This is a genomic window from Nonomuraea harbinensis (assembly GCF_019396385.1).
In the GTDB taxonomy this organism is placed as follows: domain Bacteria; phylum Actinomycetota; class Actinomycetes; order Streptosporangiales; family Streptosporangiaceae; genus Nonomuraea; species Nonomuraea ferruginea.
Genome location: NZ_JAHKRN010000063.1, coordinates 12,677 through 36,283, shown reverse-complemented (window position 1 = coordinate 36,283; position 23,607 = coordinate 12,677). Strand labels below are relative to the sequence as shown.

Annotated in this window: 22 protein-coding genes; 16 read left to right on the top strand and 6 right to left on the bottom strand. The window is 70.1% G+C overall.

From position 1 onward, the window contains the following. Nucleotides 1-251 precede the first annotated feature (251 nt). Nucleotides 252-2,549, bottom strand: coding sequence for a DUF4381 domain-containing protein (locus tag KME79_RS39175; protein WP_219550847.1), 2,298 nt, complete (start codon nucleotides 2,547-2,549; stop codon nucleotides 252-254). A gap of 405 nt (nucleotides 2,550-2,954) precedes the next feature. Between KME79_RS39175 and KME79_RS46715 the strand changes: the two genes are divergently transcribed. Continuing rightward, nucleotides 2,955-3,077 (top strand): hypothetical protein, encoded by a 123-nt coding sequence (locus KME79_RS46715; protein WP_281429630.1) that lies wholly within the window; start codon nucleotides 2,955-2,957, stop codon nucleotides 3,075-3,077. Nucleotides 3,078-3,091: 14 nt separating this feature from the next. Here the strand turns inward: KME79_RS46715 and KME79_RS39170 are convergent, their stop codons facing one another. Continuing rightward, complete coding sequence (locus KME79_RS39170) at nucleotides 3,092-3,721, bottom strand: sigma factor-like helix-turn-helix DNA-binding protein (RefSeq protein ID WP_219550845.1); 630 nt, start codon at nucleotides 3,719-3,721, stop codon at nucleotides 3,092-3,094. A gap of 300 nt (nucleotides 3,722-4,021) precedes the next feature. Here KME79_RS39170 and KME79_RS39165 point away from each other — a divergent pair, with 300 nt between their 5' ends. Together KME79_RS39165 and KME79_RS39160 are read left to right on the top strand one after the other, a co-directional pair. Next, nucleotides 4,022-4,279 carry a carboxymuconolactone decarboxylase family protein gene (locus KME79_RS39165; RefSeq protein WP_219550843.1) on the top strand — a complete coding sequence of 86 codons (258 nt, stop codon included), beginning with the start codon at nucleotides 4,022-4,024 and terminating at the stop codon, nucleotides 4,277-4,279. Nucleotides 4,280-4,293: 14 nt separating this feature from the next. Beyond that, a complete protein-coding gene (locus tag KME79_RS39160) occupies nucleotides 4,294-4,920 on the top strand; it encodes an SDR family oxidoreductase (RefSeq protein WP_219550841.1) in 627 nt (208 codons plus the stop codon). Between the two features lie 49 nt (nucleotides 4,921-4,969). On the opposite strand, the gene KME79_RS39155 is transcribed toward KME79_RS39160, so the two are convergent. After that, nucleotides 4,970-6,016, bottom strand: a complete 1,047-nt coding sequence (locus KME79_RS39155) for an aldo/keto reductase (RefSeq protein WP_219550839.1) — start codon at nucleotides 6,014-6,016, stop codon at nucleotides 4,970-4,972. A 49-nt stretch (nucleotides 6,017-6,065) separates the two neighbouring features. Here KME79_RS39155 and KME79_RS39150 point away from each other — a divergent pair, with 49 nt between their 5' ends. Further along, the gene (locus tag KME79_RS39150) at nucleotides 6,066-6,461 is read left to right on the top strand and encodes a MerR family transcriptional regulator (RefSeq protein ID WP_219550837.1); all 396 of its coding nucleotides are present in this window, start codon (nucleotides 6,066-6,068) and stop codon (nucleotides 6,459-6,461) included. A 3-nt stretch (nucleotides 6,462-6,464) separates the two neighbouring features. Here the strand turns inward: KME79_RS39150 and KME79_RS39145 are convergent, their stop codons facing one another. Then, complete coding sequence (locus tag KME79_RS39145) at nucleotides 6,465-6,608, bottom strand: hypothetical protein (RefSeq protein ID WP_219550835.1); 144 nt, start codon at nucleotides 6,606-6,608, stop codon at nucleotides 6,465-6,467. On the opposite strand from KME79_RS39145, the gene KME79_RS39140 reads away from it, so the two are divergent. From KME79_RS39140 to KME79_RS39130, 3 genes are all read left to right on the top strand, one after another. Beyond that, nucleotides 6,598-7,218, top strand: a complete 621-nt coding sequence (locus KME79_RS39140; protein ID WP_219550833.1) for a hypothetical protein — start codon at nucleotides 6,598-6,600, stop codon at nucleotides 7,216-7,218. The two genes, KME79_RS39145 and KME79_RS39140, sit on opposite strands and share 11 nt — an antisense overlap. A gap of 74 nt (nucleotides 7,219-7,292) precedes the next feature. Further along, nucleotides 7,293-7,643, top strand: coding sequence for an ArsR/SmtB family transcription factor (locus KME79_RS39135; RefSeq protein WP_148033006.1), 351 nt, complete (start codon nucleotides 7,293-7,295; stop codon nucleotides 7,641-7,643). A 370-nt stretch (nucleotides 7,644-8,013) separates the two neighbouring features. Next, nucleotides 8,014-8,319, top strand: a complete 306-nt coding sequence (locus KME79_RS39130) for a hypothetical protein (RefSeq protein WP_219550831.1) — start codon at nucleotides 8,014-8,016, stop codon at nucleotides 8,317-8,319. Between the two features lie 109 nt (nucleotides 8,320-8,428). Here the strand turns inward: KME79_RS39130 and KME79_RS39125 are convergent, their stop codons facing one another. Then, the gene (locus KME79_RS39125) at nucleotides 8,429-10,120 is read right to left on the bottom strand and encodes a carbohydrate binding domain-containing protein (protein WP_219550829.1); all 1,692 of its coding nucleotides are present in this window, start codon (nucleotides 10,118-10,120) and stop codon (nucleotides 8,429-8,431) included. 343 nt (nucleotides 10,121-10,463) lie between these two features. On the opposite strand from KME79_RS39125, the gene KME79_RS39120 reads away from it, so the two are divergent. The 6 genes from KME79_RS39120 to KME79_RS39095 all read left to right on the top strand — a co-directional run bounded on the left by KME79_RS39120 (nucleotide 10,464) and on the right by KME79_RS39095 (nucleotide 17,526). After that, nucleotides 10,464-11,492, top strand: a complete 1,029-nt coding sequence (locus KME79_RS39120) for a LacI family DNA-binding transcriptional regulator (protein ID WP_148033004.1) — start codon at nucleotides 10,464-10,466, stop codon at nucleotides 11,490-11,492. Between the two features lie 237 nt (nucleotides 11,493-11,729). Further along, nucleotides 11,730-13,022, top strand: coding sequence for an extracellular solute-binding protein (locus KME79_RS39115; RefSeq protein ID WP_246641173.1), 1,293 nt, complete (start codon nucleotides 11,730-11,732; stop codon nucleotides 13,020-13,022). Between the two features lie 2 nt (nucleotides 13,023-13,024). Beyond that, entirely contained in the window at nucleotides 13,025-14,026 is a 1,002-nt protein-coding gene (locus tag KME79_RS39110) for a carbohydrate ABC transporter permease (RefSeq protein WP_219550827.1), read from the top strand. Next, the gene (locus tag KME79_RS39105; RefSeq protein ID WP_261808710.1) at nucleotides 14,023-14,886 is read left to right on the top strand and encodes a sugar ABC transporter permease; all 864 of its coding nucleotides are present in this window, start codon (nucleotides 14,023-14,025) and stop codon (nucleotides 14,884-14,886) included. The genes KME79_RS39110 and KME79_RS39105 overlap by 4 nt, the downstream gene beginning before the upstream one ends. Before the next feature lie 46 nt (nucleotides 14,887-14,932). Then, nucleotides 14,933-16,492 carry a glycoside hydrolase family 13 protein gene (locus KME79_RS39100; protein WP_219550825.1) on the top strand — a complete coding sequence of 520 codons (1,560 nt, stop codon included), beginning with the start codon at nucleotides 14,933-14,935 and terminating at the stop codon, nucleotides 16,490-16,492. A gap of 2 nt (nucleotides 16,493-16,494) precedes the next feature. After that, nucleotides 16,495-17,526 carry a LacI family DNA-binding transcriptional regulator gene (locus KME79_RS39095; RefSeq protein WP_219550823.1) on the top strand — a complete coding sequence of 344 codons (1,032 nt, stop codon included), beginning with the start codon at nucleotides 16,495-16,497 and terminating at the stop codon, nucleotides 17,524-17,526. Between the two features lie 25 nt (nucleotides 17,527-17,551). Here KME79_RS39095 and KME79_RS39090 read toward each other — a convergent pair whose 3' ends face one another. Then, nucleotides 17,552-20,368, bottom strand: coding sequence for an AfsR/SARP family transcriptional regulator (locus tag KME79_RS39090; RefSeq protein WP_308249214.1), 2,817 nt, complete (start codon nucleotides 20,366-20,368; stop codon nucleotides 17,552-17,554). A 180-nt stretch (nucleotides 20,369-20,548) separates the two neighbouring features. On the opposite strand from KME79_RS39090, the gene KME79_RS39085 reads away from it, so the two are divergent. The 3 genes from KME79_RS39085 to KME79_RS39075 all read left to right on the top strand — a co-directional run bounded on the left by KME79_RS39085 (nucleotide 20,549) and on the right by KME79_RS39075 (nucleotide 23,601). After that, nucleotides 20,549-20,851 carry a hypothetical protein gene (locus tag KME79_RS39085; RefSeq protein ID WP_219550819.1) on the top strand — a complete coding sequence of 101 codons (303 nt, stop codon included), beginning with the start codon at nucleotides 20,549-20,551 and terminating at the stop codon, nucleotides 20,849-20,851. Between the two features lie 334 nt (nucleotides 20,852-21,185). Next, on the top strand, nucleotides 21,186-22,565 hold the full coding sequence (locus KME79_RS39080) for an MFS transporter (protein WP_308249213.1): 1,380 nt from the start codon (nucleotides 21,186-21,188) through the stop codon (nucleotides 22,563-22,565). A gap of 286 nt (nucleotides 22,566-22,851) precedes the next feature. Then, a complete protein-coding gene (locus tag KME79_RS39075) occupies nucleotides 22,852-23,601 on the top strand; it encodes a C1 family peptidase (protein WP_219550817.1) in 750 nt (249 codons plus the stop codon). Nucleotides 23,602-23,607 lie beyond the last annotated feature (6 nt).

Here is a 23,607-nt window from a genome sequence, read left to right as displayed (position 1 = left end):
TGCGTGGCGCCCGGAGCCCGCATGGACATCCGAGGCGATGCGGTCCACGCGGACTCCGCGATCTATAGGAAGCGGATCGGCGAGGTGATGGCCGCTCGAAGCGGGTCGGCCCTGTCTCGTCTGTCCGGGGCGTGCCCATCGTCCCACCTGGCCCTAAGCGCCCCGTAGGGTCCAAAGGCCTTCTCTTCTGCCCCGATGTCGCGGTGGCCGGGTCTCGCGTGGGTTCGCACTCCGGCGGGGGCAGGCGGGCCTCATAGGGTGAGGTCTCTGACGGTGAGCTCCCACGCCCGGCGGATGCGGCTGATCGCTCGCCAGGCGATGCGGGAGTCCGCGACGAAGGCCGCTCGCGCCGTCGCCAGCGCGTCGAAGCCGCCCTCCCACGCCGGCGTCCTGGTGCAACGTTCCAAACGAGCGTCGTCCAGTGACGAGCCGAACATGTCACCCACTGTCTGGCAGAAGTAGACGTAGGCCGCGTAATCCACTCGCAGCCGGGTCACCTCAGGGGGTTCGTCGTCCGCCCGGAGCAGGAGCGCGTCCAGCAAACGGGACGACGAGGTCGCCGGTCCGACGTGGTACAGGATGCTCTGCAGAACCGTGCCTCCGGCCGAGCTCGCGCCGGTCAACGCGTGGGTGAACGCGAGGGCCTTCCGGGAGATCTCCTCGTGGACGATGGCGGCGGATACGTCGGCCAGCCGGACGGGAACGGTGGATGTCTCCTCCTGCGTCCTCATCACGAACCGATCGGCCTCGAGGACGTCCTCCCATGGGGGCTCCGCGGAACGCCCCTGCGAGGTGCCGATCTGCACGACCCGTCGGGCGGCTCTGATCAGATCCCTGGCCACTCCTCCGGACAACACGTGACACAGCCCGACGTACGGCTCGCTCAGTCCGATGACCCGCCGGTACAGGAGCCTGCGGCTTTCCTGGTAGGTGATCCTGCCGACTCGTACGATCTCGTCGAAGGAACTGTCGAAGGCGTCCCGCACAGGGATGCCGCGCCGTTCGAAGGCGTCCAGCGCGTCGTCCGAGACCGACACCAGGAAGTACACGTGCGGGATGCCGAACACGCCTTTGAGCTCGTTGAGGAAGCGTTCGGCCTGTCCCGCCGAGCCGATCTTGTCGAGTTCGTCCACCCCGACGAACACGCGACCGCCGTGCGCGTGCACCAGGGCGGACACCCGCCGGGCGAACCCGCGGAACTCCTCCACCACCTCCGGATGGCTGAGTGGTTGTTCGGCTCGGGTGACGCCCCCTGAAAGCTGACCCTCCGCTGCCGCGGGCAGCCGCAGAGTCCCCGACCAGCCAGTGCTGTGCGACTGCAGGTGACGGACCCGGAACAGGTTCCTCTTCGCGTCCGCCGTCACCGATCGGGCGTGATGTCGCAGGGCCCGGCCGTCGGCGCCGGCCCGCTGGACGCGCCGGCTCACCCCGTACGCGCATCGGACGAGGCAGATCGTGCCGGTCAGCACGGCGACGCCCGCCGTCCAGGGGCTCGGCGCGACGAGCAGGAGGACGGCGACCGCGAGAACAGCCGTGACCACGCGGACGGCCGCTGCGGAGACGACCGGGACGATCGCGTGGGGCACGAGCAGCCAACGCTGCCAGGGGCGTGCCCGCGCGGCCGGGGCGAAGGCGGAGACGACGCGTCTGCAGAACGCGGCGAACAGGTGCAGGACGAAATCGCGGGCGGCGTAGTCGACCGGTGCCGACACCAGGCAACGCACGTCTCCGATCGAGGCCGTCGGCAGCCGCCCGTGCAGCAGGACATCCATGGTCCTGGGCGGCCGCGGCTCGCGGGAAGGCGTCCCGCAATGGTGACGGACGATGGTTGACTTGCCCGATCCGCGTGGACCCGCGATGCCCAAGCTGATGCCCGCCACGTTCATGATCAGGTTCTCCACTTCGAGGGCGGCTCGGGTGGGCACCTCATAGAGGCTGTCGTGGATCTCGCTCAGCCCGGGGCTGCTCGTCACGTTGAACGTCCGGTCGAAGCGGTACGCGCGCAGGGTGTTGATCCTCGTCCGTACCTCGCCCAGGAGTTCGTGGCGAGCGAGCCTCTTCATGAGCGCGTCGCGCGCGTTGTCGGCTTCTTGGGCCAGTTCCGCTTGGAAGAAGCGCCGCCCGAGCCGTGGTCGCCGCAGCCACAGCATGCCGAAGGCGGCGCCGGCGGCGATGAAGGTGGTGCCGGCGGCCCAGAACAGGATCCAGCCCCACGACCACCACCAGCCCGTGGCGAGGCCGGCGACCAGCAGTGCCGCGCCCCCCGCCAGGAGCGCCCCACCGGCCCATCGCACCCCCTCGAACGGATCGAAGCCGGCGTCGTCCGCCGTCGTTCTCCGTGCGACCTCGTAGGCCGCGAACTCCTCCGGCGCGAGGGCGAGCACCTGCCGCGCGTCGGAGACCAGCATGTGACGTACCCGGTTGGCGGAGATGCCGAGCTCGTCCAGCGCGCTGCGGATCTCCTCCTTGGCCAGGACCTCCGTCAGCGCGTGCATGTACATGTCCAGCAGCAGGGTGTCGTCGTGGAGGGGGTGGCGATCGGCGCACATGGGTGTCAGGCGGGTTTCGGTCGGGGGACGTCGATGTCATGAGAATGACCACCGCGATGAACGCGTGCAAGCCTTTGTGCCGCATATCCTCGGCGTTGCCGGTTCGGCGGTCACGGCGGAGAGAGCTCCAGGCGGAGATCGCTGGACGGGGTGATGTGGTTCTGACTGAGGAAGAACGGTCGAACACGGGAAACCCTCCGGCCCGGCTATCTGGTTGTCACGCGGGCTGCCTCGGACGGGCAGGTGGGCCGTCGAAGTCCGCTCTCCCCGGGTCCGAATGATCGATCACCTTGGTCTCCGGCCGGTCACGGCATGCCCTGGGGTCAGCACTGCGGACCCTGCAGCGTCTGCTCCCACCCGGACGTACGAGCCGGCTCGGACGAGCGGTGGGCGACCGTCACATCCGTGATCATGGATCTGGACGAGCGGACCGTCTGGCTCAGCGACGGCAACCCCTGCCTGCACCCGCACCGCCCGCTCACCTTCGACGGCCTCCTCGACAAGCCGTCGCCGCTGCTCGCGCCATAGGTCCATGGAGTCGCTCAGCGGGTCACGGCGGTCTCCCGCTCCACACGCGACAGCTTCTCGGGATTACGCACGTGGTAGGCGCCGGTGACGTAGCCGTTCTCCACGCGCACCGCCACCACCCCGTCGATCTCGCCGTCGACCCGTACGAGCAGCCCGGGCCCGCCATTGATCTGCACCAGCTCGACCGACCTCTCCGCGTCGCGTTCCACTCGCTTGACGGCCTGGAGCGCGGCTCGGGTCTCGGCCGGGGAGGCGATGCCGCGGGGCCGGCGGGCCGCGACGTGCGCCCGCGCCCGGTAGGCGATCTGGCGGACCGCGTTCGGGCTCTTGCCGACGGCTTCGGCGATCTCGTCGTAGTCCAGTTCGAACACCTCGCGCAGCACGAACACCGCCCGCTCGGTCGGCTGAAGCGTCTCCAGCACCAGCAGCATCGCCATCGAGACGCTCTCGGCGAGCTCGACGTCCACCCACCGCAGCCAGCTCTCCTGCAGGACGTCCTCGGCGTCCGCGGCCGAGCCGAGCATCTCGTGGACGACGGTGAACAGCAGGTTGCGATGGGCGACGAACGCCTCGGTGGCGGAGTCCACGCGGCCGGCCCTATCGAGCGGCCCGGCCGGGTCCGCCCTTCCTTCGCGCTCGCTCATGTCCGGCTCCTGCCCGGTCGTTCTCAGCACGGCCACACGCACAAGACGTCGCTCCCCGTCGCTGCGTAACAGCCACGGCAGGTGTCCTACGTCACAGAGCCGCGCTGTTACGGGGATCAGGGCGCCGGCGTCTCGTGATCCGTACGGCACCACGACGAGAAGGGAAGTCTTCCCCATGTCCACGCCCACGACCGGCCGGCGGTCGCGCTCGCCGGGCAGACCCTCGGCAGCACGTACTTCACCACCAGAGAGACCGGCAACCTGCGCAGGATCGGGGAACCGGAGGAGCGCATCACCGCCATGGCCACCTGGCACGACGCCACCTGCTTCACCGACGCCGAACGGGTCGCTCTGGAGCTCGTGGAGGCGGTCCTCACCCCGAACCCGTCCGGTGAGCGCGTCCCCGACGAGCTGTACGCCAGGGCGTCGGCGCACTACGACGACAAGGCGATGTGGTCGCTCATCATGGCGATCGCCCACATCGGCTTCTTCACCCCCGCCGCCCTCATCGCCAAGCCGATCCCCGGCATGCCCCCCGGCCAGAACTACAGCGAGTAAGAGAGGCGCCCGGCATGAGCATCACCACGTTCGCGGTGGCAGGGGCGACCGGGCGGCTGGGCCGCCACGTCGTCGACGTCCTCACGGAACGGGGGCACCAGGTCGTGCCGATGTCCCGCGCCACCGGCGTGGACGTCATCACCGGTCAGGGCCTGGCCGAGGCGCTCACCGGGGTGGACGTCATCATCGGCGCCGACCAGGCCACCGCCGGTTTCCTCGCCGCCAAGAAGGCGCACGAGGAACTGCTGCTGTCCGGCCCGCTCCCCGTCCGCATCCTGCGGGCCGCGCAGTTCCACGAGTTCATCGGCCAGTTGCTGGACTGGCAGGAGGGCGACGTCGCCCACATCCCGGCCCTGCCCACCCAGCTCGTCGCCTGCCGCACCGTGGCCGAGGAACTGGCCGACCTGGCCACCGCCCCCGACGCCCCGGGAACACCGATCCCCGAGATCGCCGGACCCCGCAAGGAGACCATGGCGGAGGCGGCCCGGCTCCTCGGCGCCCGCCGGGGCGTCAAGGTCGTCGGCGTCGACGGGTCCGGCATGCCCGATGCCGGGCTCGCCGCCGACGGCGCCTTCCTGCCCGGCCCGCACGCCGAACTGGCCGGGCCCACCTTCCAGGAGTGGCTCGACATCCAGCCCTGAGCCGACCTCGACCTTGTGACCCGGTCCCGGCTTCCCCGGGACCGGAGGCTCAGCTCGCGGAGCGGTCGCCGGGCGGGCGGCGGCGCAGCGCGGGGTCGGTCAGGGGCGCGGGACTCCAGAGAGCGACAGGGGGATAGACGTCGGTGCCGGGCGGCACGAGCTCGTCGATCCGGTCGAGCACGGTGTCGTCGAGCACCAGCGAGGCGCCCTTCAGCAAGCCCTCCAACTGCTCCATCGTGCGCGGGCCGAGGATGACCGAGGTGACCGCCGGGTGTGACACGACGAAGGCGACGGCCAGCTCCGGCAGGGTGCGGCCGAGCTCGTCCGCCAGTTTCACCAGCTCCTCGACGACCTCCAGCTTGGCCGCGTTGACCGGGATGGACGGGTCGAACCGTTCCGGCGCGCGAGCGGCGCGGCCCTGCGACAGGTCGACCTGTCCCTTGCGGTAACGGCCGGTCAGGAACCCCCAGCCCAGCGGGCTGTAGGTGAGCACGCCCATACCGAGCCGCTGCGCCGTGGGCAGGACGTCGCCCTCGATGCCGCGGGCCAGGATGTTGTACGGCGGCTGCTCGGTGCGGAACCGGTACAGGCCGCGCTGCCGGGCCACATGGTAGGCCTCGACCGTCTCGTGCGCCGGGAAGGCCGAGCTGCCGAAGGCGCGGATCTTGCCCTGCCGTACGAGATCGGTCAGCGCGGAGAGGGTCTCCTCGATGTCGGTCCGGTGGTCGGGGCGGTGGATCTGGTACAGGTCGATCCAGTCGGTGCGCAGCCGCTTGAGACTCGCCTCGACCGCGCGCGTGATCCAGCGCCGCGAGTTGCCGCTCCGGTTGGGCCCTTCCCCCATCGGGAAGTGCACCTTGGTCGACAGCACCACGTCGTCCCGCCGGCCCTGCAGCGCCTTGCCCACGATCTCCTCGGACTCGCCCGCCGAGTACATGTCGGCGGTGTCGATGAAGTTGATCCCCTGGTCGAGGGCGGCGTGGATGATGCGGATGCTGTCATCGTGGTCCGGGTTGCCGGCCGAGCCGAACATCATGGTGCCGAGGCAGTGGGTGCTGACCTCTATGCCGGTGCCGCCGAGGATGCGATATCTCATACGTCGGAACCGTAGAAGCTAGAGCCGACTCTAGGGCAAACTGAGCCGCATGTCGGGATTGAGCATCGGCCAGGTCGCCGAACGCACCGGGCTCAGCGTGCACACCCTCCGGTTCTACGAGCGAGAAGGGCTGCTGGCCCAGCCGGTACGGCGGGGAACCGCGGGACACCGGGTCTACGACGAGGGTGACGTCGACTGGCTGGGCGTGTGCGTCCGGCTGCGGGCCTCCGGCATGCCTTTGACCGACATCCGGCGCTACACCGAGCTTGTCAGGGCGGGCCAGGGCAACGAGGCGGAACGGCTGGAGGTGCTGCGCGGACATCGGGAACGGGTGCTCGCCCAGCTCCACGAACTCGACGAGTCACTCAAGCTGATAACCCACAAGGTGGCCATCTACGAGGGCCGGCTGGGCTTGCGGGACACCGTCCCCGACTGCGTGCCCTGAGGCTCAGACCAGCGCGCCGGCCAGCAGGAAGATCCCGGTTCCGTGGGCGAGGGCGGCTGCGGTCACGCCTGACCGCAGCCGCAGGAAGGCGCAGATCAGCCCCTCGTACAGGGTGAAGGCCAGCAGCGGCCAGCCGATGTCGGTCACGGTCGAGGCCAGGAAGACGTGGCAGGCGGCGAACAGCAGGGCCGACAGCAACCAGGGTCAGCACGGCGGCGGTCAGCACCACCGTACCCACGGCGAACAGCAGCAGGATGCCCGCCTCGTCGGTGAAACGCAGCCAGGGCGCCCCTCCCGCGACGCCGGGCCGCCAGAACCCGAGCGGTGTCATCGCATCCCTGATCAGCACGAAGCCGAGGACGAGGGTCACGATGCGCAGGAGCGGGTCCCGCTCGGCGCGCGCCAGCGCGAAGCACGCGCCGATCAGCAGCAGTCCGGGCAGGATCCGTACGCCGTAGGACAGAAGGTCGGACAGCACGAAGACGTCTCCGTTTCTCAGGGGGTCGTCGGCGAAGGCCCGTGCCCGCGCCAGGGAGAGGGCCGGGTCGGTCACGCCTTTTGGGAGCGGGCGTCGGCCGGCAGCCGCGACGTCGAGGTCTTCATGGTGCTGTCCGTGCCGCAGTTCGACGGCTGGGGCGGCTTGGTGGGAGCCAAGTGGAGGAGTCCTTCCCGGGCGGTGGACGACCCGGCCGGGACCCGCGGGGAGACTCGGCCAGGCATGACTGCGTGGCCGAAGGTCTCGCCCACCGGCCGGTGACCGGTCCCCGCCGCCGGAGAACGCGAGGTTCTCAGCGTGTCGACGTGCGGGCGTCGCGGGACAATGGAGAGGCCATGCCGACCTCCACACCGGGTTCACCCGGCGCCGAGCACCCGACCCCCGCGCAGCTGAGGGCGGCGGCCGAGACGTTCGCCCTGATGGCCAGCCCGGTCCGGCTGCACCTGATGTGGCTGATCACCCACGGTTCCTACGACGTCAGCACGCTGGCCACGCACGTGGGCATCGGCATCGCCACGGTCTCCCAGCACCTGGCCAAGCTCCGCCTGGCCGGCCTCATCACCGCACGCCGGGACGGCCGCCGGACGCTGTACGCGGTGGAGGACCCCCATGTGGTCACCCTGATCCGCCAGATCTTCGATCACATCGCCCCCGACGGGAGCCTGGCGCCCGACCCTCCCCGGTAGCCGCGATCCCGGACTCCGCGGCGGTGGCAGGCGAGGCCCGCCACCGCCGCGGATTGGAGACGACTGTCGGCCGGACTCCGGAACAGTCACTTCCGGCCGAGGATTTTCGCCCCGAACCTCACCGAATGCCCGACCCCGCCGCACGCCCGGCATTTGCCGAAAGCCCCCTTGAAAGTGGTCGAATGCGACTCTTTTGAGCGATTGCAGCGCGGACACTTCATATAGGGGTGGAAGTAGCAGGACCCCAGGTAGACGACGGCCATGACGATGGCGAACCACACCAGTAGTTGCATTCCGCCAGAGTGCACAGAAAGTGATGCTCCCGTCACAGGAATCCCAAGACGGGGTCATCACTTCATGCATCCGAAAGGTGACAGTACGCTCACTTCCGGCCGTACGGATACCGCCGGTTCAGCCGCCGTCGGCTCGCGCCCGCTCCGGCTCGACGTCCTGCTCGCCGGTCACCGTCGAGGGGCGGCTCACCCGTACCGACGGCAAGGCGCTCGGGCTCAAGCCGCTCGCGGTGACCCGGCGCCTGGTCCACGGGACGAAAGAGCCGATCGCCGGCGTGACGACGCGGAAGGACGGCACGTTCACGTTCGAGGACACGCCGCCGGACCTCGGCGAGGTCACCTACTGGGCGGCCAAGGCCCTCCATCACATCATGGTCGAGTGACCTGACGGCCGGTCGGCGCGTCGGCCTTCTGACCGGGTCAGACCCTGGTGTGGCGGGGGCAGCCTCGTCTGGAGCCCCCGCCACACCCTTCGCGGAACAGGCGGGGGAATCAGCTTCCGCAGGGGTCGGCGGCGTTGGGGGTCACGACGCCGTCCTTGACGGTGGAGGTGCCGGTGGCGAGGGTGTAGTCGTTGCCGTTGTTGTTGTCCCAGGTTCCGGCGCCGTTGTTGAACGCGGCCTTGAGGCTGGTGGCGTTGGCGAGGTTGATGGTCTTCTTCTTCCAGCCCGCGCAGGCCGTTTCCATGGGCAGGCCTGGGACGGTGGTCCAGGTGCCGTTGACGCTGTAGTGGATGTTGGCCGTGGCCCAGCCCGTCCTGTAGTAGACGGTGGCTTCCTTGTCACCCGGCTGGGGGGCCGAGCCGGTGTGGACGGCGACCGCGCTCTTGCCGGGCACGGTGACCGTCGCCCTGCCGCCGGAGTCGACCGTCACCGTGCCGCCGCCCGCCACGTTCGGATACGTTCCGGCGGGCAGGCCGGTGGTGAAGGTCCGGGTGATGGAGCCGCCCTCGTTGTTGATGGCGACCCAGCCCTTGTCGCCGCGGCTGAAGGCGATCAGGTTGTTCCCGTTGTCGGTCCAGTTGGCGACGCCGGTGCCCTTGACGGCGTTGTGGAAGCCCACCATGCCGGCGACCTGCCGGTTGAAGCAGGTCCATTGGCCGTTGGAGCAGTTGACGTCGGTGGCGTGGCCGCCGTTTGCCGAGGGCGGCCCGGCCTCGCTGTTGTTCCAGGTGTACGAGGCGTACACCTGGGGAGTGCCGAACGGCCAGGCCAGCATGAAGAGGTTGGCCAGCTTGTACGTGTCGCCGTTCTTGTAGGTGAGCGTGGAGCCGCCCCGCTCGGTGTCGTGGTTGTCGACGAACACCACGGCCTTGTCTCCGGGCACCGACAGGCCCCAGCTCTCGCCGAAGGTCCGGAGGTTCTTGATCTGGCCGGTGAACTGTTCCCGCAGCTTGCGGCCGTACACGAACTCGTCGACGTCGCCGACGCCGGTGTAGTGGCTCGGCTGGACGGCCTCCTGGTCGCCTTGGATGACCTCCTGGTGGATGTAGGGCGATCCGACGAGCCTGGACTTGATCGCCGACAGGTCGCCGGGGTGGATGTGCTTGGCGGCGTCGATGCGGAAGCCGGACACGCCGAGCGACGTCAGCTTGTTCAGGTAGTCCGCGATCTTGCCCCGGACGTACTCGGACCCGGTGTTCAGATCCGACAGGCTCACCAGCTCGCAGTTCTGGACGCGCCAGGCGTCGTTGCGGTAGTCGCCCTGGTTGATCTGGCAGGTGGGCTGGTGGAAGTCCTGGGAGGAGTAGAGCCCCGGGTAGTTGTACTTGCTGAAGCCGTAGCCGCCGTAGCTGGTGGCGCCCTGGCCGGTCATGTGGTTGATGACCGCGTCCACCTGGACCTTCACGCCGGCGCCGTTGCAGGCGTCGACCATGCGCCTGAACGCGGCCTCGTCACCGAACTTGCTGGTCAGCTCGTAGCGGGCGGGCTGGTAGATGTCCCACCAGACCGTGCCGCCCTTGGTCATCGAGTCGTGGGGCGGTGAGACCTGCACCGCGCCGTACCCGGCCGGGCCGAGCACCTCCGTGCACTCCCTGGCCACCGAGTTCCAGTTCCAGCTCCACAGGTTGGCGATGACGCCGACGCCGGAGGCGGCGTGGGCGGGGGCTTGGCCCAGCACGGGCACGGCGATGCTGCTCGCCGCCGCTAATGCGGTGGCGGCGATTGCTTTGTAGAGTTTCATGCGGGGATCTCCAGAAATGTGAGGATGGGGTTCCCGTCAACGGGCTGGGTGGGCCAACACCCGGCCCGTCTTGCTTCGAGGGCTGCTTTGTGGCGGACCGAGGGGCCCGGCGGTGCTCTGGCACGCCCATGGGGGAGAGGCACCATCAGAACCTCCGCGTTCGGGTTTCCTCGGTGTTGCCTGGAAGTTACTCGGCGGCCAAGGGCCTTGCAATAGTTTGCAGACTTTTCAAGAGTGACCCACCACTACGGCGAAGTGTCTGCAAGAGCTTGCAACACATTGCTGGCGGAAGCGCCCGCAGCCCCGGTCCTGGGAGGAGACGGAGAACGGTAAATTGGCTGCCATGACCATGCGCCTCGCCGACATCGCCGCCCAAGCGGGCGTGAGTGAGGCCACCGTGAGCCGGGTGCTCAACGACAAGCCGGGCGTGGCGCCCGGCACCAGGCAAGCCGTCCTCACCGCGCTCGACGTGCTCGGCTACGAGCGCCCGGCCAAGCTCCGGCAGATCCACACCGGCCTGATCGGCCTGATCCTCCCCGAGCTCAGCAATCCGATCTTTCCGGCGTTCGCGCAGGTCATCGAGAGCGCCCTGGTGCTGTCCGGCTACACCGCCGTGCTGTGCACGCAGACGCCGGGCGGCGTCACCGAGGACGACTACACCGCTCTGCTGCTGGAGCGCGGCGTCGCGGGCATCATCTTCGTCAACGGGCTGCACGCCGACTCCCGCTCCAACGCCGCGCGTTACGTGCATCTGACCGAGCTGGGCCTGCCCATGGTGCTGATCAACGGCTACCGCCCCGACATCCAGGCTCACTTCATCTCCAACGACGACGTCGCCGCGCTCGACATGGCCGTCGCCCACCTGGTCTCCCTCGGCCACCGGCGCATCGGCCTGGCGATCGGGCAGGAGCGTTTCGTGCCCACCATGCGTAAGACGGAGGGCTACCGCCGTGCCATGGCCAACTACGCCGGCGTCACCGACGTCTCCGACCTGGTCGTCAACACGCTCTACACCGTGGAGGGCGGCCAGTCCGCGGCCCAGCAACTGCTTGAGCGCGGGTGCACGGCCATCTGCTGCGGCAGCGACATCATGGCGATCGGCGCGATCAGGGGTGCCCGCAACCTGGGCCTGAGCGTGCCGGAGGAAGTGTCGGTGGTCGGCTTCGACGACACGCCGATGACGGCCTACCTCGACCCGCCGCTCACGACGATCCGGCAGCCCGTGCGCGAGATGGCGCTGAACGCGGTGAGCAGCCTGCTCGACGAGATCGGCGGCGTGCCCGCGCCCCGCGGCGAGCTGCTGCACCGCCCCGAGCTGGTCGTCCGCCGCTCGACGGCCCCCATCCGCACGCCCGTCGTCCCCACCTCCTGACTCCCGCGGCAGACCCTCCTCCGGCAGGTGCTCGGATCAGGAGACCTGCTGTCCAGGTGTCGTCGCCCAGAGTGACGACTGGCTGCCTCCTTGCAAAGATAACGAAAAAATGATCGTTCTTTGCAAAGTCTTTCAATCAGGCTTGCAGGCGCGTAACGTCCACCTCACTTCCGAGGACCCCGGCGGGCGAGGTCTCCCGCGGCGTGTCCCCCTTCGGCTTCCTACGAGGAGACAGAGATGCGGCAAGCCCTTTCGGCCGTGACGATGGTCGCGGCGCTCGCGCTCGCGGTCGGCGCGTGCGGCGGCGGCGACAGCACATCCTCCGCCGCGCCGACCGGCTCGGCCCCCGCCGACCCGAGCCAGATCAGCGGCGAGATCACGTGGTGGGACACCGTCCGCCCCGACAGCGAGGGCCCGACATTCCAGAAGCTGATCAAGGAGTTCGAGGCCAAGTACCCCAAGATCAAGATCAAGTACGTCAACGTCCCCTCCGACCAGGCGCAGAACCAGTTCCAGACAGCGGCCCAGGCCGGCACCGGCGCCCCTGACGTGATCCGCTCCGAGGTCGCCTGGACGTCCCAGTTCGCCGAACTCGGCTACCTCCAGCCGCTCGACGGCACCCGCGCCGTCGACGACGAGGCCGACTACCTCCCCGGCCCGCTGAGCAGCACCAAGTACAACGGCAAGACGTGGGCGGTCCCGCAGGTGACCGACACGCTCGCCCTGCTGTACAACAAGCGGCTGCTGAAGGAGGCCGGCCACGACAAGCCGCCCGCGACCGTACCCGAGCTCAAGCAGGCGGCCCTGGACGTCAAGTCCAAGACCGGCGCCAACGGCCTGGCGCTCAACGTGGACGGCTACTTCCTGCTGCCCTTCATCTACGGCGAGGGCGGCGACCTCCTCGACGTGCGGAACAAGCAGGTCGTCGTCAACTCCCCGCAGAACGTCAAGGCCATGGCCACCCTGCAGGACCTCATCACCTCGGGTGCGGCGGCCAAGCCCGCGCTGCAGGACAGCTACGCCAACGCGATGACCGCGCTCAAGGACGGCAAGACCGCGATGATCTACAACGGCCCCTGGTCGCTGTCGGAGGTCTATCAGGGCAAGGAGTTCGCGGACAAGGAGAACCTCGGCATCGCCCCGGTGCCCGCAGGCTCCGCCAAGGCGGGCGCCCCCACCGGCGGCTGGAACCTCGCGATCTACGCCGGATCCAAGAACATCGAGGCGTCGTACGAGTTCCTGCGCTTCATGAGCTCGTCCTCCTCGCTCGCCACCGTCTCCGCCGAACTGGGCCTGCTGCCCGCCCGCACCTCCAGCTTCGAGGACCCGAGGGTGAAGGCCAACACCGACGTGTCGATCTTCAAGCCGATCATGGAGACCGCGGTGCCGCGCCCGTGGATCCCCGAAGGCGGCCAGCTCTTCCAGCCGCTGCTGGAGAGCTACCAGGAACTGGTCGGCGGCGCCACGCCCGAGGAGACGCTGACCAAGGCCGAGGAGAAGTTCCAGACGATCATGAAGGCCTGGAGCTGACCGTGGCCGTTTCGACTGGACGTGCGAGGAGCACGACCAGGGACAGCGCCGACCGCGGCCGCCGCCGGGCCGGCCGCGACCAGGGCCCGCTGCGGCGGGCCCTGTCCCGGCACTGGTACGCCTGGGCGATGGTCGCACCGGTGATGATCGTCGTCACCGTGCTGATCGGCTGGCCGCTGCTGCGCGGCGTCTACCTGTCCCTGACGGATGCCACGGAGGCCAACGTCGGCCGGACGATCGGCGTCAACGTCATCCCGGCCAGCTACGAGTTCGTCGGCCTGGACAACTACGTCGGCATCCTCTCCAGCGGCCTGTTCTGGGAGAAGCTCACCTGGACGGCGATCTGGACGGTGTCCTGCGTCGTCCTGCACTACGGCATCGGCCTGGGCCTGGCCATGCTGCTGCACCGCCGGCTGCGGTTCCGCTCGCTCTACCGGGTGCTGCTGATCCTGCCGTGGGCGATCCCCGGGTTCGTGGCCGCCTTCATCTGGCGCTACCTGTTCAACAGCGACTTCGGCGTGATCAACGCGATGCTCAGGGCGGCCGGGCTCGGCGCGGTCGGCTGGCTGGACGACCCGGTCACGGCCAAGCTCGCGGTGATCGCGGTCAACGTCTGGGTCGGCGTGCCGTTCATGATGGTGGCCCTGCTGGGCGGCCTGCAGTCGATCCCGTCCGAGCTGTACGAGGCCGCCGCGGTCGACGGCGCGACACCCTTCCAGCGCTTCCGTCACATCACGCTGCCCATGCTCCGGTCGGTCTCGGCGACGGTCGTGCTGCTGGGCACCATCTGGACGTTCAACATGTTCCCCGTGATCTTCCTGATAACGCGGGGCGGCCCCGGCAGCGAGACGGAGATCCTCGTCACCTACGCCTTCAGGGAGGCGTTCACCGGGGTGCGCAACTACTCCGGCTCGGCGGCCTGGGGCGTGATCATCCTGGCCCTGCTCGTCGTACTCGCCACCGTTTACCGCCGCGCGCTGCGCAGACAAGGGGAGGTCTGGTGACCGCGAACACCCGCCCGGTCGCGCCGGGCGCCGCCAGGCGCAGCCCGGCCGCGTCGGTGCTGCTGCACGTGACCCTCGTCGCGGCCTGTGCCGTCTCGCTGTTCCCCGTCGTCTGGCTGGTGCTGACGTCGCTGAAGCCCCGCGACGGATGGCTGTCCGCCGAGCTGGAGATCTTCAACCAGCCGTCGCTGACCAACTACGCGCGGGTGCTCGGCGAGACCGAGTTCCTGACGTGGCTGGTGAACTCGGTGCTGGCGGCGGGCCTCACCACCGTCCTCGGCGTCTTCCTCGCCTCGACCACCGGGTACGCGCTCAGCCGCCATGCCTTCCCCGGCCGGCGCGGGATCATGTGGATGCTGCTGATCACCCAGATGTTCCCCGTCGCCATCCTCATCGTCCCGCTGTACAACCTGATGGCCGCGCTCGGACTGCTGAACCAGATCCCCGGGCTGATCATCGCCTACATGACGATCGCGGTGCCGTTCTGCGCCTGGATGATGAAGAGCTACTTCGACTCCATCCCGCGCGAGATCGACCAGGCCGGGCTGATCGACGGGCTCACGCCCTTCGGCGCGTTCTGGCGGGTGGTGCTGCCGCTGGCCCGGCCCAGCCTGGCCGTCACCGCGTTCTACTGCTTCATGACCGCATGGGGCGAGGTCGCGTACGCCACCGTGTTCATGTCCCAGGAGGAGAAGCGCACGCTCGCCGTGGGCCTGCAGCAGTTCGTCGGCCAGCACTGGTCCGACTGGGGACTGCTCACCGCCTCCGCCGTGCTGATCGCGGTGCCCGCCGCGGCGGTCTTCCTCGTCGTCCAGCGCCATCTGGTCGCCGGGCTGACCAGCGGCGCGACGAAGTCGTGAGCCGGCGTCGCACCGGCCTTCCGACTCTGACTGATCGGGGAAACAGATGACCGAACTCGCCGAGGGCGCCGCGCAGCCGGTGGCCGCCACCCGCTGGTGGCGGGACGCGGTGATCTACCAGGTCTACGTGCGCAGCTTCGCCGACGGGAACGCCGACGGCGTCGGCGACCTGCCGGGCGTGCGCCGGCGCCTGCCCTACCTGGCGGAACTGGGCGTGGACGCCGTCTGGCTGACGCCGTTCTACCCCTCGCCGATGGCCGACTTCGGCTACGACGTCGCCGACTACCGCGACGTGGACCCGCTGTTCGGCACGCTCGCCGACGCGCGGGCGATGATCGCCGACGCGCATGCCCTCGGCCTGCGCGTCATCGTCGACGTGGTGCCCAACCACACCTCCGACCGGCACCCATGGTTCGCCCGTGCCCTCAAGGGCGGGCCGGACCGGGAGCGCTACATCTTCCGCGACGGCCGCGGCGCACACGGCGAGCTGCCGCCGAACGACTGGGAATCCATCTTCGGCGGCCCCGCCTGGACCAGAGTGGCCGACGGTCAGTGGTATCTGCACCTGTTCGCCCAGGAGCAGCCCGACCTGAACTGGGAGCACCCCGAGGTGCACGCCGAGTTCGCCGGCGTGCTGCGCTTCTGGCTCGACCTGGGCGTGGACGGGTTCCGGGTGGACGTCGCGCACGGCATGGTCAAGGCGCCGGGGCTGCCCGACGTCGGCCGGACCGGCCAGGTCCGCATGATCGGCGCCGACGTGGTGCCGTACTTCGACCAGGACGGCGTGCACGAGATCCACCGGTCGTGGCGGCGCGTCCTCGACTCGTACCCGGGGGAGCGCATCGGCGTGGCCGAGGCGTGGGCGCCCACGGCCGAACGGCTGGCCCGCTACGTCCGGTCGGACGAGCTGCACCAGGCGTTCAACTTCCACTTCCTCAACACCCCGTGGCAGGCCGGGGCGCTGCGCGAGGTCATCGACGAGTCGCTGGCCACGGCCGGCTCGGTCGGCGCGCCGTCCACCTGGGTGCTGTCCAACCATGACGTCGAGCGGCCCGTCACCCGCTACGGCAGCCTGGCCAGGGCCCGCGCCGCCGCGCTGCTGACGCTCGCCCTGCCCGGCTCCGCGTACGTCTACCAGGGCGAGGAGCTGGGCCTGCCCGAGGTGCTCGACCTGCCGGAAGAGGTCCTGCGGGACCCGCAGCGGCTGCGCGACCCCGACAGCGGCCGCGACGGCTGCCGGGTGCCCATTCCCTGGACCCGCGAGACCGGCTGGAACGACCCGTGGCTCCCGATCCCCGGCACGTGGGCGGAGCTGAGCGTGGAAGCGCAGCGGGACGACCCCGGCTCGACGCTGGAGCTGTACCGGCAGGCGCTGCGGCTGCGCCGCGCACGCCCCGAGCTCGGCGACGGCGCGCTCACCTGGCTCGACTCGCCGTACGGGACGCTCGTCCTCACCCGCGGCGACGGCTTCACCTGCGCGGTGAACCTCAATGACCACGAGGTGGAGCTGCCGGTCTCGGGCGACCTGCTGCTGGCCAGCGCGCCCCTGGCAGGCGGTACGCTCCCGCCCGACTCGGCCGCCTGGTGGGGGCGGCCCCTGTGGTAGGGATGCCCGCGAACGGGATGCCCCGGCTGACCGACATCGCCGCGCTCGCGGGGGTGAGCGAGGCGACGGTCAGCCGGGTGCTGAACGGCCGGCCGGGAGTCTCGAAGCCGACCCGGCACTCCGTGCTGACCGCGCTCGACCTCATCGGTTACGAGAGGCCACCGCGTATCAGGCAACGCAGCCGCGGCCTCGTGGGCGTGGTGACACCCGAGCTGGACAACCCGATCTTCCCCGCCTTCGGCCAGGCGATCGAGAAGGCGCTCACCCAGCACGGCTACACGCCCGTCCTGTGCACGCAGCTGCCCGGCGGCGCGCCCGAGGACGAGTTCACCGAGCTGCTGCTCGAATGCGGGGTCAGCGCCATGATCTTCGTGTCAGGGCTGCACGCGGACACCACCGCGCGGGCCGGCCGCTACATCCGGCTGGTGACGCAGAAGGTGCCGATGGTCCTGCTGAACGGGTACGCCGCGGACGTCGAAGCGCCGTTCCTGTCCACCGACGACCGCCTCGCCGCCCGGCTCGCGGTTCAGCACCTGCACGCCCTCGGGCACGAGCGGATCGGCCTGGCCGTGGGCCAGGCCAGGTTCGTCCCCGTGATCAGGAAGATCGACGGCTACCGGCAGGCCATGGCCGACCTGTGCCCCGGCGAGGACCCCGGCGCGCTGATCGCCCACTCCCTCTTCTCCGTGGAGGGCGGGCAGGCCGCGGCGGCCCAGCTCCTGGATCGCGGCTGCACCGGGATCGTCTGCGCGAGCGACCTCATGGCGATCGGCGCCATCAGGGCGTGCCGAGACAGAGGGCTGGACGTCCCCGGCGCGGTGTCCGTGGTCGGATACGACGACTCGGTGCTCATCCCCTACACCGACCCGCCCCTGACCACGGTGCGCCAGCCGGTACAGGTCATCGCCGCGGCGGCGGTCGACACGCTCCTGGAGCTGGTCGCCGGGGCGCCGTCCCGCCACCAGGAGCTGATCTTCCGGCCGGAACTCATCGTCCGCGCCTCCACCGGCTCGGGCCCGAAGATCATCCGATGACGGAGGGTGGAGGCCCCGCGCGGGCTCAGACGAGCCTGCGGCAACGACGGCGGTACTCCTCGTTGGCGCCGGCGAGATCGTCCAGATCCTCGTCTACCGTGGCCAGCCACTCGCTGAGCACCGCGCTCTGACGATGGCCGAGGTCGCGGTAGATCGCCAGCGCCGCCCGCCAGTGCGCCCGGGCGGCCGGCAGGTCCTCCAGGAGCACGGTGGAGGCCAGCAGGTCGAGTGCCGCCGCCGTGCGCAGCGGGTCGCCGAGCTCCTCGGCGTGGGTCAACTGGGTCTCGGCGTGCCGCCTGGCCGTCTCCCGGTCTCCTCTGCGTAACGCGATCTCGGTGAGGTTGTGCAGGGAGAAGCAGATCTGTTGCACGTCATCGCAAGCGATCGCGTACCCGAGCGCCCGCCGCAGCGCCCCGTCCGCCTCCGGCAGGCTGCCCATCTCGATGAGGGCACAGCCCAGGTTGACGTGTCCCGCCGCGGCGTACTGCGGTACCTGTCCGTACTCGGGCACGGCCAGCGCGATCCGCAGATGCCGCATCCCTTCCTCGGGACGGCCCTGGGTGATGTACAGCCCGCCGAGGTTGGCGTGGGCGGAGCCGACCATGCGGTTACTACCCGCCGCGGTCGCCAGGTCGATCGCCCGCCGGTAGTGCTCGACGGCCTCGGCGTAGCGCCCGGTCTGCTTGCAGACGATGCCCGACGAGTTGCTCATGTACGTCATGCCCTCCAGGTCGCCGCACCGCGTCGCGGACGCGTGGCCGATCCGCAGTGCCGCCGACCACTCCCGCCAGCGTCGCCGGATGATGAAGTACGCCAGCAGGTCGGAGGTGAGCCGCCAGGCGCGGTGATGCCGGCCGTGCCGGGCGGCGAGCTCTACGACACCCACGAAGCTCTCGCGCTCCGCGTCGTGCCAGGCCAGAGCCTCGGCCCGATCGGCGAACCGCAGCCGCTCCACCGGCGGGTGTGTCAGCTGACGCTCGCCCGGAGGCCGGCGCGGCTGCAACAGGGGATAGGCGGCGAAGACCGCGTCGGCGTAGAAGTCGACCAACCTCAGGGCCGCCTCGGCCCGCCCCTCGTCCGGTTCGTCACTGGCCAGCATCCGGATGGCATAGCTGCGCAGCAGATCATGCATCGTGTACCGGCCCGCCCGATGCTCATCGATCATGTGCGCCGTAGACAGCTCCTCCAGGGGACGCCGTGCCCCGGCGAGGGTGACGCCGAGCAGCGCCGCGGCCGCCTCCGGCGCGAAGTCCTGGCCGGGCGCCAGGCTCAACAGCCGGAACAACCGCCGCGCGACGTCCCCGAGCGCGCGATAGGACAGCTCGAACGCGGAGTCGACCGGCCCCTTCAGGCCACCTTGGATGTCGAGCACCTCCAGCGCGTCATCGGTCGCGAGGCGCCTGGTGTACTCCACGATCGTCAGATGAGGACGGCAGATGAGCTGCGCCGCGGCCAGCCGCAGGGCCAGCGGCAGATACGCGCACCGCCGCGCCAGCTCGCGGATGGCCTGCTCGTCGTCGGCCGTCGAGCTCGTGATGACCCCGCGCAGCAGCTCGTCCGCCTCGATCGCCGTGAGCGGATCGAGCCGCAGCAGCCGCGCCCCCTCGTTGGCGATCAGGCCGCGGAGCTGGTTACGGCTGGTCACCAGGACGACGCAGCTCGCCGAACCGGGTAGCAGCGGCCGGATCTGTTCGGCGTCGCGCGCGTTGTCCAGCAGGATCAGCACACGTTGCCGGGAGAGCCGCGAGCGCAGCAGCGCCGCCGCCTCGTCCACCTCGTCGGGGACCGCGTCCACTCCGACAGAGCGCAGGAACCTGTGCAGCACCTCAAGGGGTTCCAAGGGATCACGGCCGGGATCGAAGCCGCGCAGGTTCACGTAGAGCTGCCCGTCGGGAAACCGGTCGCGATGTCCGTGCGCCCAGTGCACCGCCAGCGCGCTCTTGCCCACCCCGGCCGTGCCGACCACCAGCACCGCGGGAGGCGGGTCGGCCGCGCACGCCATCGCGGTCAGCGTTTCCAGCTCCCGGGCCCTTCCCGTGAAGCGGTGGACGTCATAGGGGAGCTGGGCGGGCCGCACCCAGGTCGCCGGAGCGAGGCTCAGGGATTGGTCCGCGGTGAGGATCGCCTGCTCAAGCCGGACGAACGCCTCTCCAGGGTCGAGCCCTTCCTCCTCGGCGAGCAGACCGCGCATCCGCCTGGCGGTCTCCAGCGCCTGAGAGCGAAGCCCCGCACGGTACTGCGCCAGCATCAGCCGGCACACCATCGGCTCACGCAGCGGGTGTGCCTCGACGAGGCCGCTCAGCTTGGGGATCAGCGCGTCGTGATCGCCGAGCGCCAGCCGGGCATCCGCGAGCGACTCCAGAGCGCTCAGCCGCTGCTCATGCAGCCGGTGGCGGGCCGCGTCCGCGTACGCCGCGGTGATGTCCGCCAGCGCCTGCCCTCGCCACAGCGCGGCGGCCGCGTCCAGTTCGCGGGCCGCCTCCTCGTGCGCGCCGCGTTCGAGCAGCCTGCGGCCCGCCTTGACGCGGCCGGCGAAGACGTCGGCGTCCAGCGCACCGTACGCCAGCTCCAGGCGGTAGCCCCCGGGACAGGTGACGATGACGTCGTCCAATCCGCGCTCACGCAGCGCCTTGCGCAGTCCCGAGATCGCCACGTGGACCTGTGTCCGCGCGGACGCCGGCTCCGCGCCGCCCCAGATGGCCTCGATCACCTGATCGGGCGTCACCACCCGGTTGGCGTGCAGCAACAGATACGCGAGGAAAGCCCGGTGCCTGGGCTGGGCGGCGGATACCGGCCCGCTGTCCGTGATGATCTCAACCGGTCCAAGAATGCCGAACAGCACCTGCGGCCCCCCTGATCGCTGATGGCGAGCGTAGGCACACTGCCGAAGTGCCGCAAGCAGGTAATAGCCGCCGACAAGCGGATGGATAGCCCCTCCTGCCTACGCTGTGCCGTAGATCAACGGCGTTCCAGCCGAGTCCTGTCACGGTGATAAGACCCTGTGAGGAGTGCAATGAAAAAGGTGACGAAGACGCTGCAGGTGGCCGCGCTCGGCGCATTGCTGGCGGCCGGCACAGTGGTCGCGTCGGCGGGGGCCGCACACGCGGCCCCCTCCAACTGTTCCGACACGTACACGACGTTCACCTACGAAGTGTTCTGCGGTAAGGGGGACGGGGAGTTCCAGGCCGTGGTCAGGTGCTACAGGATCGGCTCCAGCAACTACACGACCCGGTACGGACAGTGGAGGCGCCCCAACACCGTGAGGTCCGTGGCCAAGTGCACGACCAGCGAAGAGCCGGCGAGCGGCTACTGGCGCTTCCGCTGAGGGCCGATCGCCATCCCCGATCAAGGCATCGTGGGACCGACGGGACACAGGGTGCGGTGCCGGGGCGGCTGCCAGGTCCGGCAGAGTGATCAATCCGCCGTCGGCTCCGCTAGCATCGGTGACATGTCTGGCGCTTCGTGCGCGGCCGTCTGTGCCGCGGTGACAAGGACGCTCCGCTAAGCGGCGGGGCGTTCTTCTCACCATCCGCTGAACGTCCTGTCGCTTCGTGGTCCAACCGGAGCGGCACGTTCGTGCTGCCCGGAACCTCCTCTGGGCAACGGAGCACTCGATGCTTTCAGGCATTCTCCTTTCGCTCCGGGACGGATCGTCCCCGGTGCGTGCGTGGCTGGTGCTGTGCGGCATGGCCACGCTGCAGTTCTTCATCGCGCTTGACATGACCGTGGTCAATGTCGCGCTGCCCTCGATCGGCGCCGACTTCGGCGTCGACGATCACGCGCTGACCTGGGTCGTGGTCGGCTACACCATCACCGGCGGCGGACTGCTGATGCTCGGCGGCCGGCTGGGCGACGTGCTCGGCAGGCGCCGCATCCTCCTGCTCGGCACGACGCTCTTCGGCGCCGCGTCCGTGCTGGCCGGGCTCGCGCCGTCCTTCGCCCTGCTGGTGACAGCCCGGCTGCTGCAGGGCGCCGGTGAAGCGGTCGCGCTTCCGGCATCCATGGCGGTGATCGTGCTCATGTTCCCCGAGGGACCGCGCAGGTCGCGGGCGCTGAGCGTGTGGGCGGCCGTGGCGAGCTGTGGCCTCGTCGTCGGGTTCGTGGCCTCCGGGATCATCACCGAGCTGCTCGGCTGGTGGTGGATCTTCCTGGTGTCCGTACCCTTCATCCTGGTCGTGCTCGCCACGGTGGTCCTCCTCGTGCCGGGCGGACGGGCTGCCGAGCGCGCTCCGCTGGACCTTCCCGGTGCGCTCCTGCTGGTCGCGGCTCCGCTGCTGTTCACCCTCGGGGTCGTCGAGGCAGGAGGGGCGGACGGCACGCTGCCGTGGCTGCCGCCGGTGGCGCTGGCCGGCGCGGTGGTGGCCGGGGCGCTGTTCGTCAGGGTCGAGCGCCGCGCACGGAGACCGCTCGTGCCGCCGCGGTTCTTCCGCAACCGGCCGCGCGTCCTCGCCAACCTCGCCACCGCCCTGCTGAGCGCGGCGCTGTCCACCTCGTTCCTGCTGTTCACCTACTACCTGCAGGATCGGCTGGGCGCCGGCCCGCTCCAGGCCGGCCTGACGATGCTGCCCCTGGCGGTGTCCCTGATCGCGGCCTCGCTGCTGATTCCCCGGCTGTTCGGACGGTGGGGCGCCCGCGTCTGCGTCCTGGCCGGGATCGGCTGCACCATGCTGGCGATGGCCGCCATCGCGCTGGTCTCCCGTCTCGGGGCCACCGGTCCGGCGATGATTCCGGCCATGATGCTCGTCGCCGCCGGGATAGGGTTCGGGATCGTCGGACTGCAGTACGTGGCGGTGACCGGCGTGACCGAAGACGACGCCGGCATCGCCTCCGGCGTCCAGCGAGCCGCCGACCAGCTGGGCGGTGCCACCGGGGTCACCGTGTACGTCGGCATCGGGTTCGCTCCCGCCTTGGACGGCATCGACCCGTTTCTCACCAGTAGCCTTCTGGCCCTCGCCGGGCTCGCCGCGGCCGGGTTCGTCGCCTGGCGCATCGCCACGCCGCACCCGCACGGCCTTCGGCGGGACTGGGGAAGCCCCTAGGCCGTCCCCCGGGGCGCCAGGAGTCCGGCACGGCGACGCTTGGAGCCACGCGACCTAGGAGGGGACATGCCAGTGAACAGTCCGCTCGACCTGGGCCGGCTCCAGACGGAGCTGGAACAGGCCGAGCAGCCATGGAGCATGGCGTACACGTCCATGACGGGGCTCACCGAAGAGAGCAGGGTCCTGCGCCTCGGGGTTCCGCCGACCCCGGGCGTGAGCGTCGCCGAGCTCGACGACGACCTCGACGAGCGGACCGCGGCGGCCCCACGCGGCCGGCGCGGAGTCGGTGGGGGCCCCGGCCGCCACCGACCTGCGCGACCACGGCGGTGCCGACTACACCACACCGGTCAAGGACCAGGGGGACTGCGGGTCGTGCGCCGCCTTCGCGGTGATCTCGACGATGGAGCACGTCGTCCGCTTCACCAACCGGACGCCGGGCCTCACAGTGGACCTCTCCGAGGCCCACCTGTTCTACTGCCACGGCGGCCAGGATGGAGCGAGTCGCGCGGCGGGCTGGTGGCCGGCGCAGGCCCTGCCCTACTGCCGCGACGCGGGGGTCGCGTTCGAGGACTGCTTCCCTTACGTGGCCGGGGACCAGGACTGCTCCCGGCTGAACGCCGACTGGCCCAACCGCATGGCGAAGGTCGCGCGGTTCCAGGACATCAGCGGCGACGCCGCGGCCATGAAGGAGCACATCGCCGCGTACGGCGCCGTCTCCGCGTGCCTGGACGTCTACCAGGACTTCTTCAAGATCGCCTACGGCCAGTGCCGCATCGAGACCTACCAGACCTGCTCCGTCTCCGGGGTGACGCTGCGCAGCTGGCTGCCCGACCAGCGGATCCTGGGCCTGTGGAGCAACGAGGCCGACGGCAACGTGTGGGCCTACGGCAGCGCCCGCGGCTGGTTCAAGCTCGACGGCGCCGACGCGACCACCGGCGAGGCGATGCTGCTCGAACTGGCGGCCTCCAAGGCGCTCGGCACGCCCGTCGGCCTGTACGAGGACGGCGGAACCGTCCAGCAGATCTACGCGTGGTAGGGGGAG

Coding starts and splice junctions, on each gene's coding strand:
- KME79_RS39155 (WP_219550839.1), bottom strand. CDS start 6,016: ATGAGATATCGCATCCTCGGCGGCACCGGCATAGAGGTCAGCACCCAC.
- KME79_RS39100 (WP_219550825.1), top strand. CDS start 14,933: ATGACCGAACTCGCCGAGGGCGCCGCGCAGCCGGTGGCCGCCACCCGC.
- KME79_RS39140 (WP_219550833.1), top strand. CDS start 6,598: ATGTCGGTCACGGTCGAGGCCAGGAAGACGTGGCAGGCGGCGAACAGC.
- KME79_RS39170 (WP_219550845.1), bottom strand. CDS start 3,721: ATGAGCGAGCGCGAAGGAAGGGCGGACCCGGCCGGGCCGCTCGATAGG.
- KME79_RS39175 (WP_219550847.1), bottom strand. CDS start 2,549: ATGTGCGCCGATCGCCACCCCCTCCACGACGACACCCTGCTGCTGGAC.
- KME79_RS39165 (WP_219550843.1), top strand. CDS start 4,022: ATGGCCACCTGGCACGACGCCACCTGCTTCACCGACGCCGAACGGGTC.
- KME79_RS39125 (WP_219550829.1), bottom strand. CDS start 10,120: ATGAAACTCTACAAAGCAATCGCCGCCACCGCATTAGCGGCGGCGAGC.
- KME79_RS39095 (WP_219550823.1), top strand. CDS start 16,495: ATGCCCGCGAACGGGATGCCCCGGCTGACCGACATCGCCGCGCTCGCG.
- KME79_RS39115 (WP_246641173.1), top strand. CDS start 11,730: ATGCGGCAAGCCCTTTCGGCCGTGACGATGGTCGCGGCGCTCGCGCTC.
- KME79_RS39135 (WP_148033006.1), top strand. CDS start 7,293: ATGCCGACCTCCACACCGGGTTCACCCGGCGCCGAGCACCCGACCCCC.
- KME79_RS39160 (WP_219550841.1), top strand. CDS start 4,294: ATGAGCATCACCACGTTCGCGGTGGCAGGGGCGACCGGGCGGCTGGGC.
- KME79_RS39120 (WP_148033004.1), top strand. CDS start 10,464: ATGACCATGCGCCTCGCCGACATCGCCGCCCAAGCGGGCGTGAGTGAG.
- KME79_RS39150 (WP_219550837.1), top strand. CDS start 6,066: ATGTCGGGATTGAGCATCGGCCAGGTCGCCGAACGCACCGGGCTCAGC.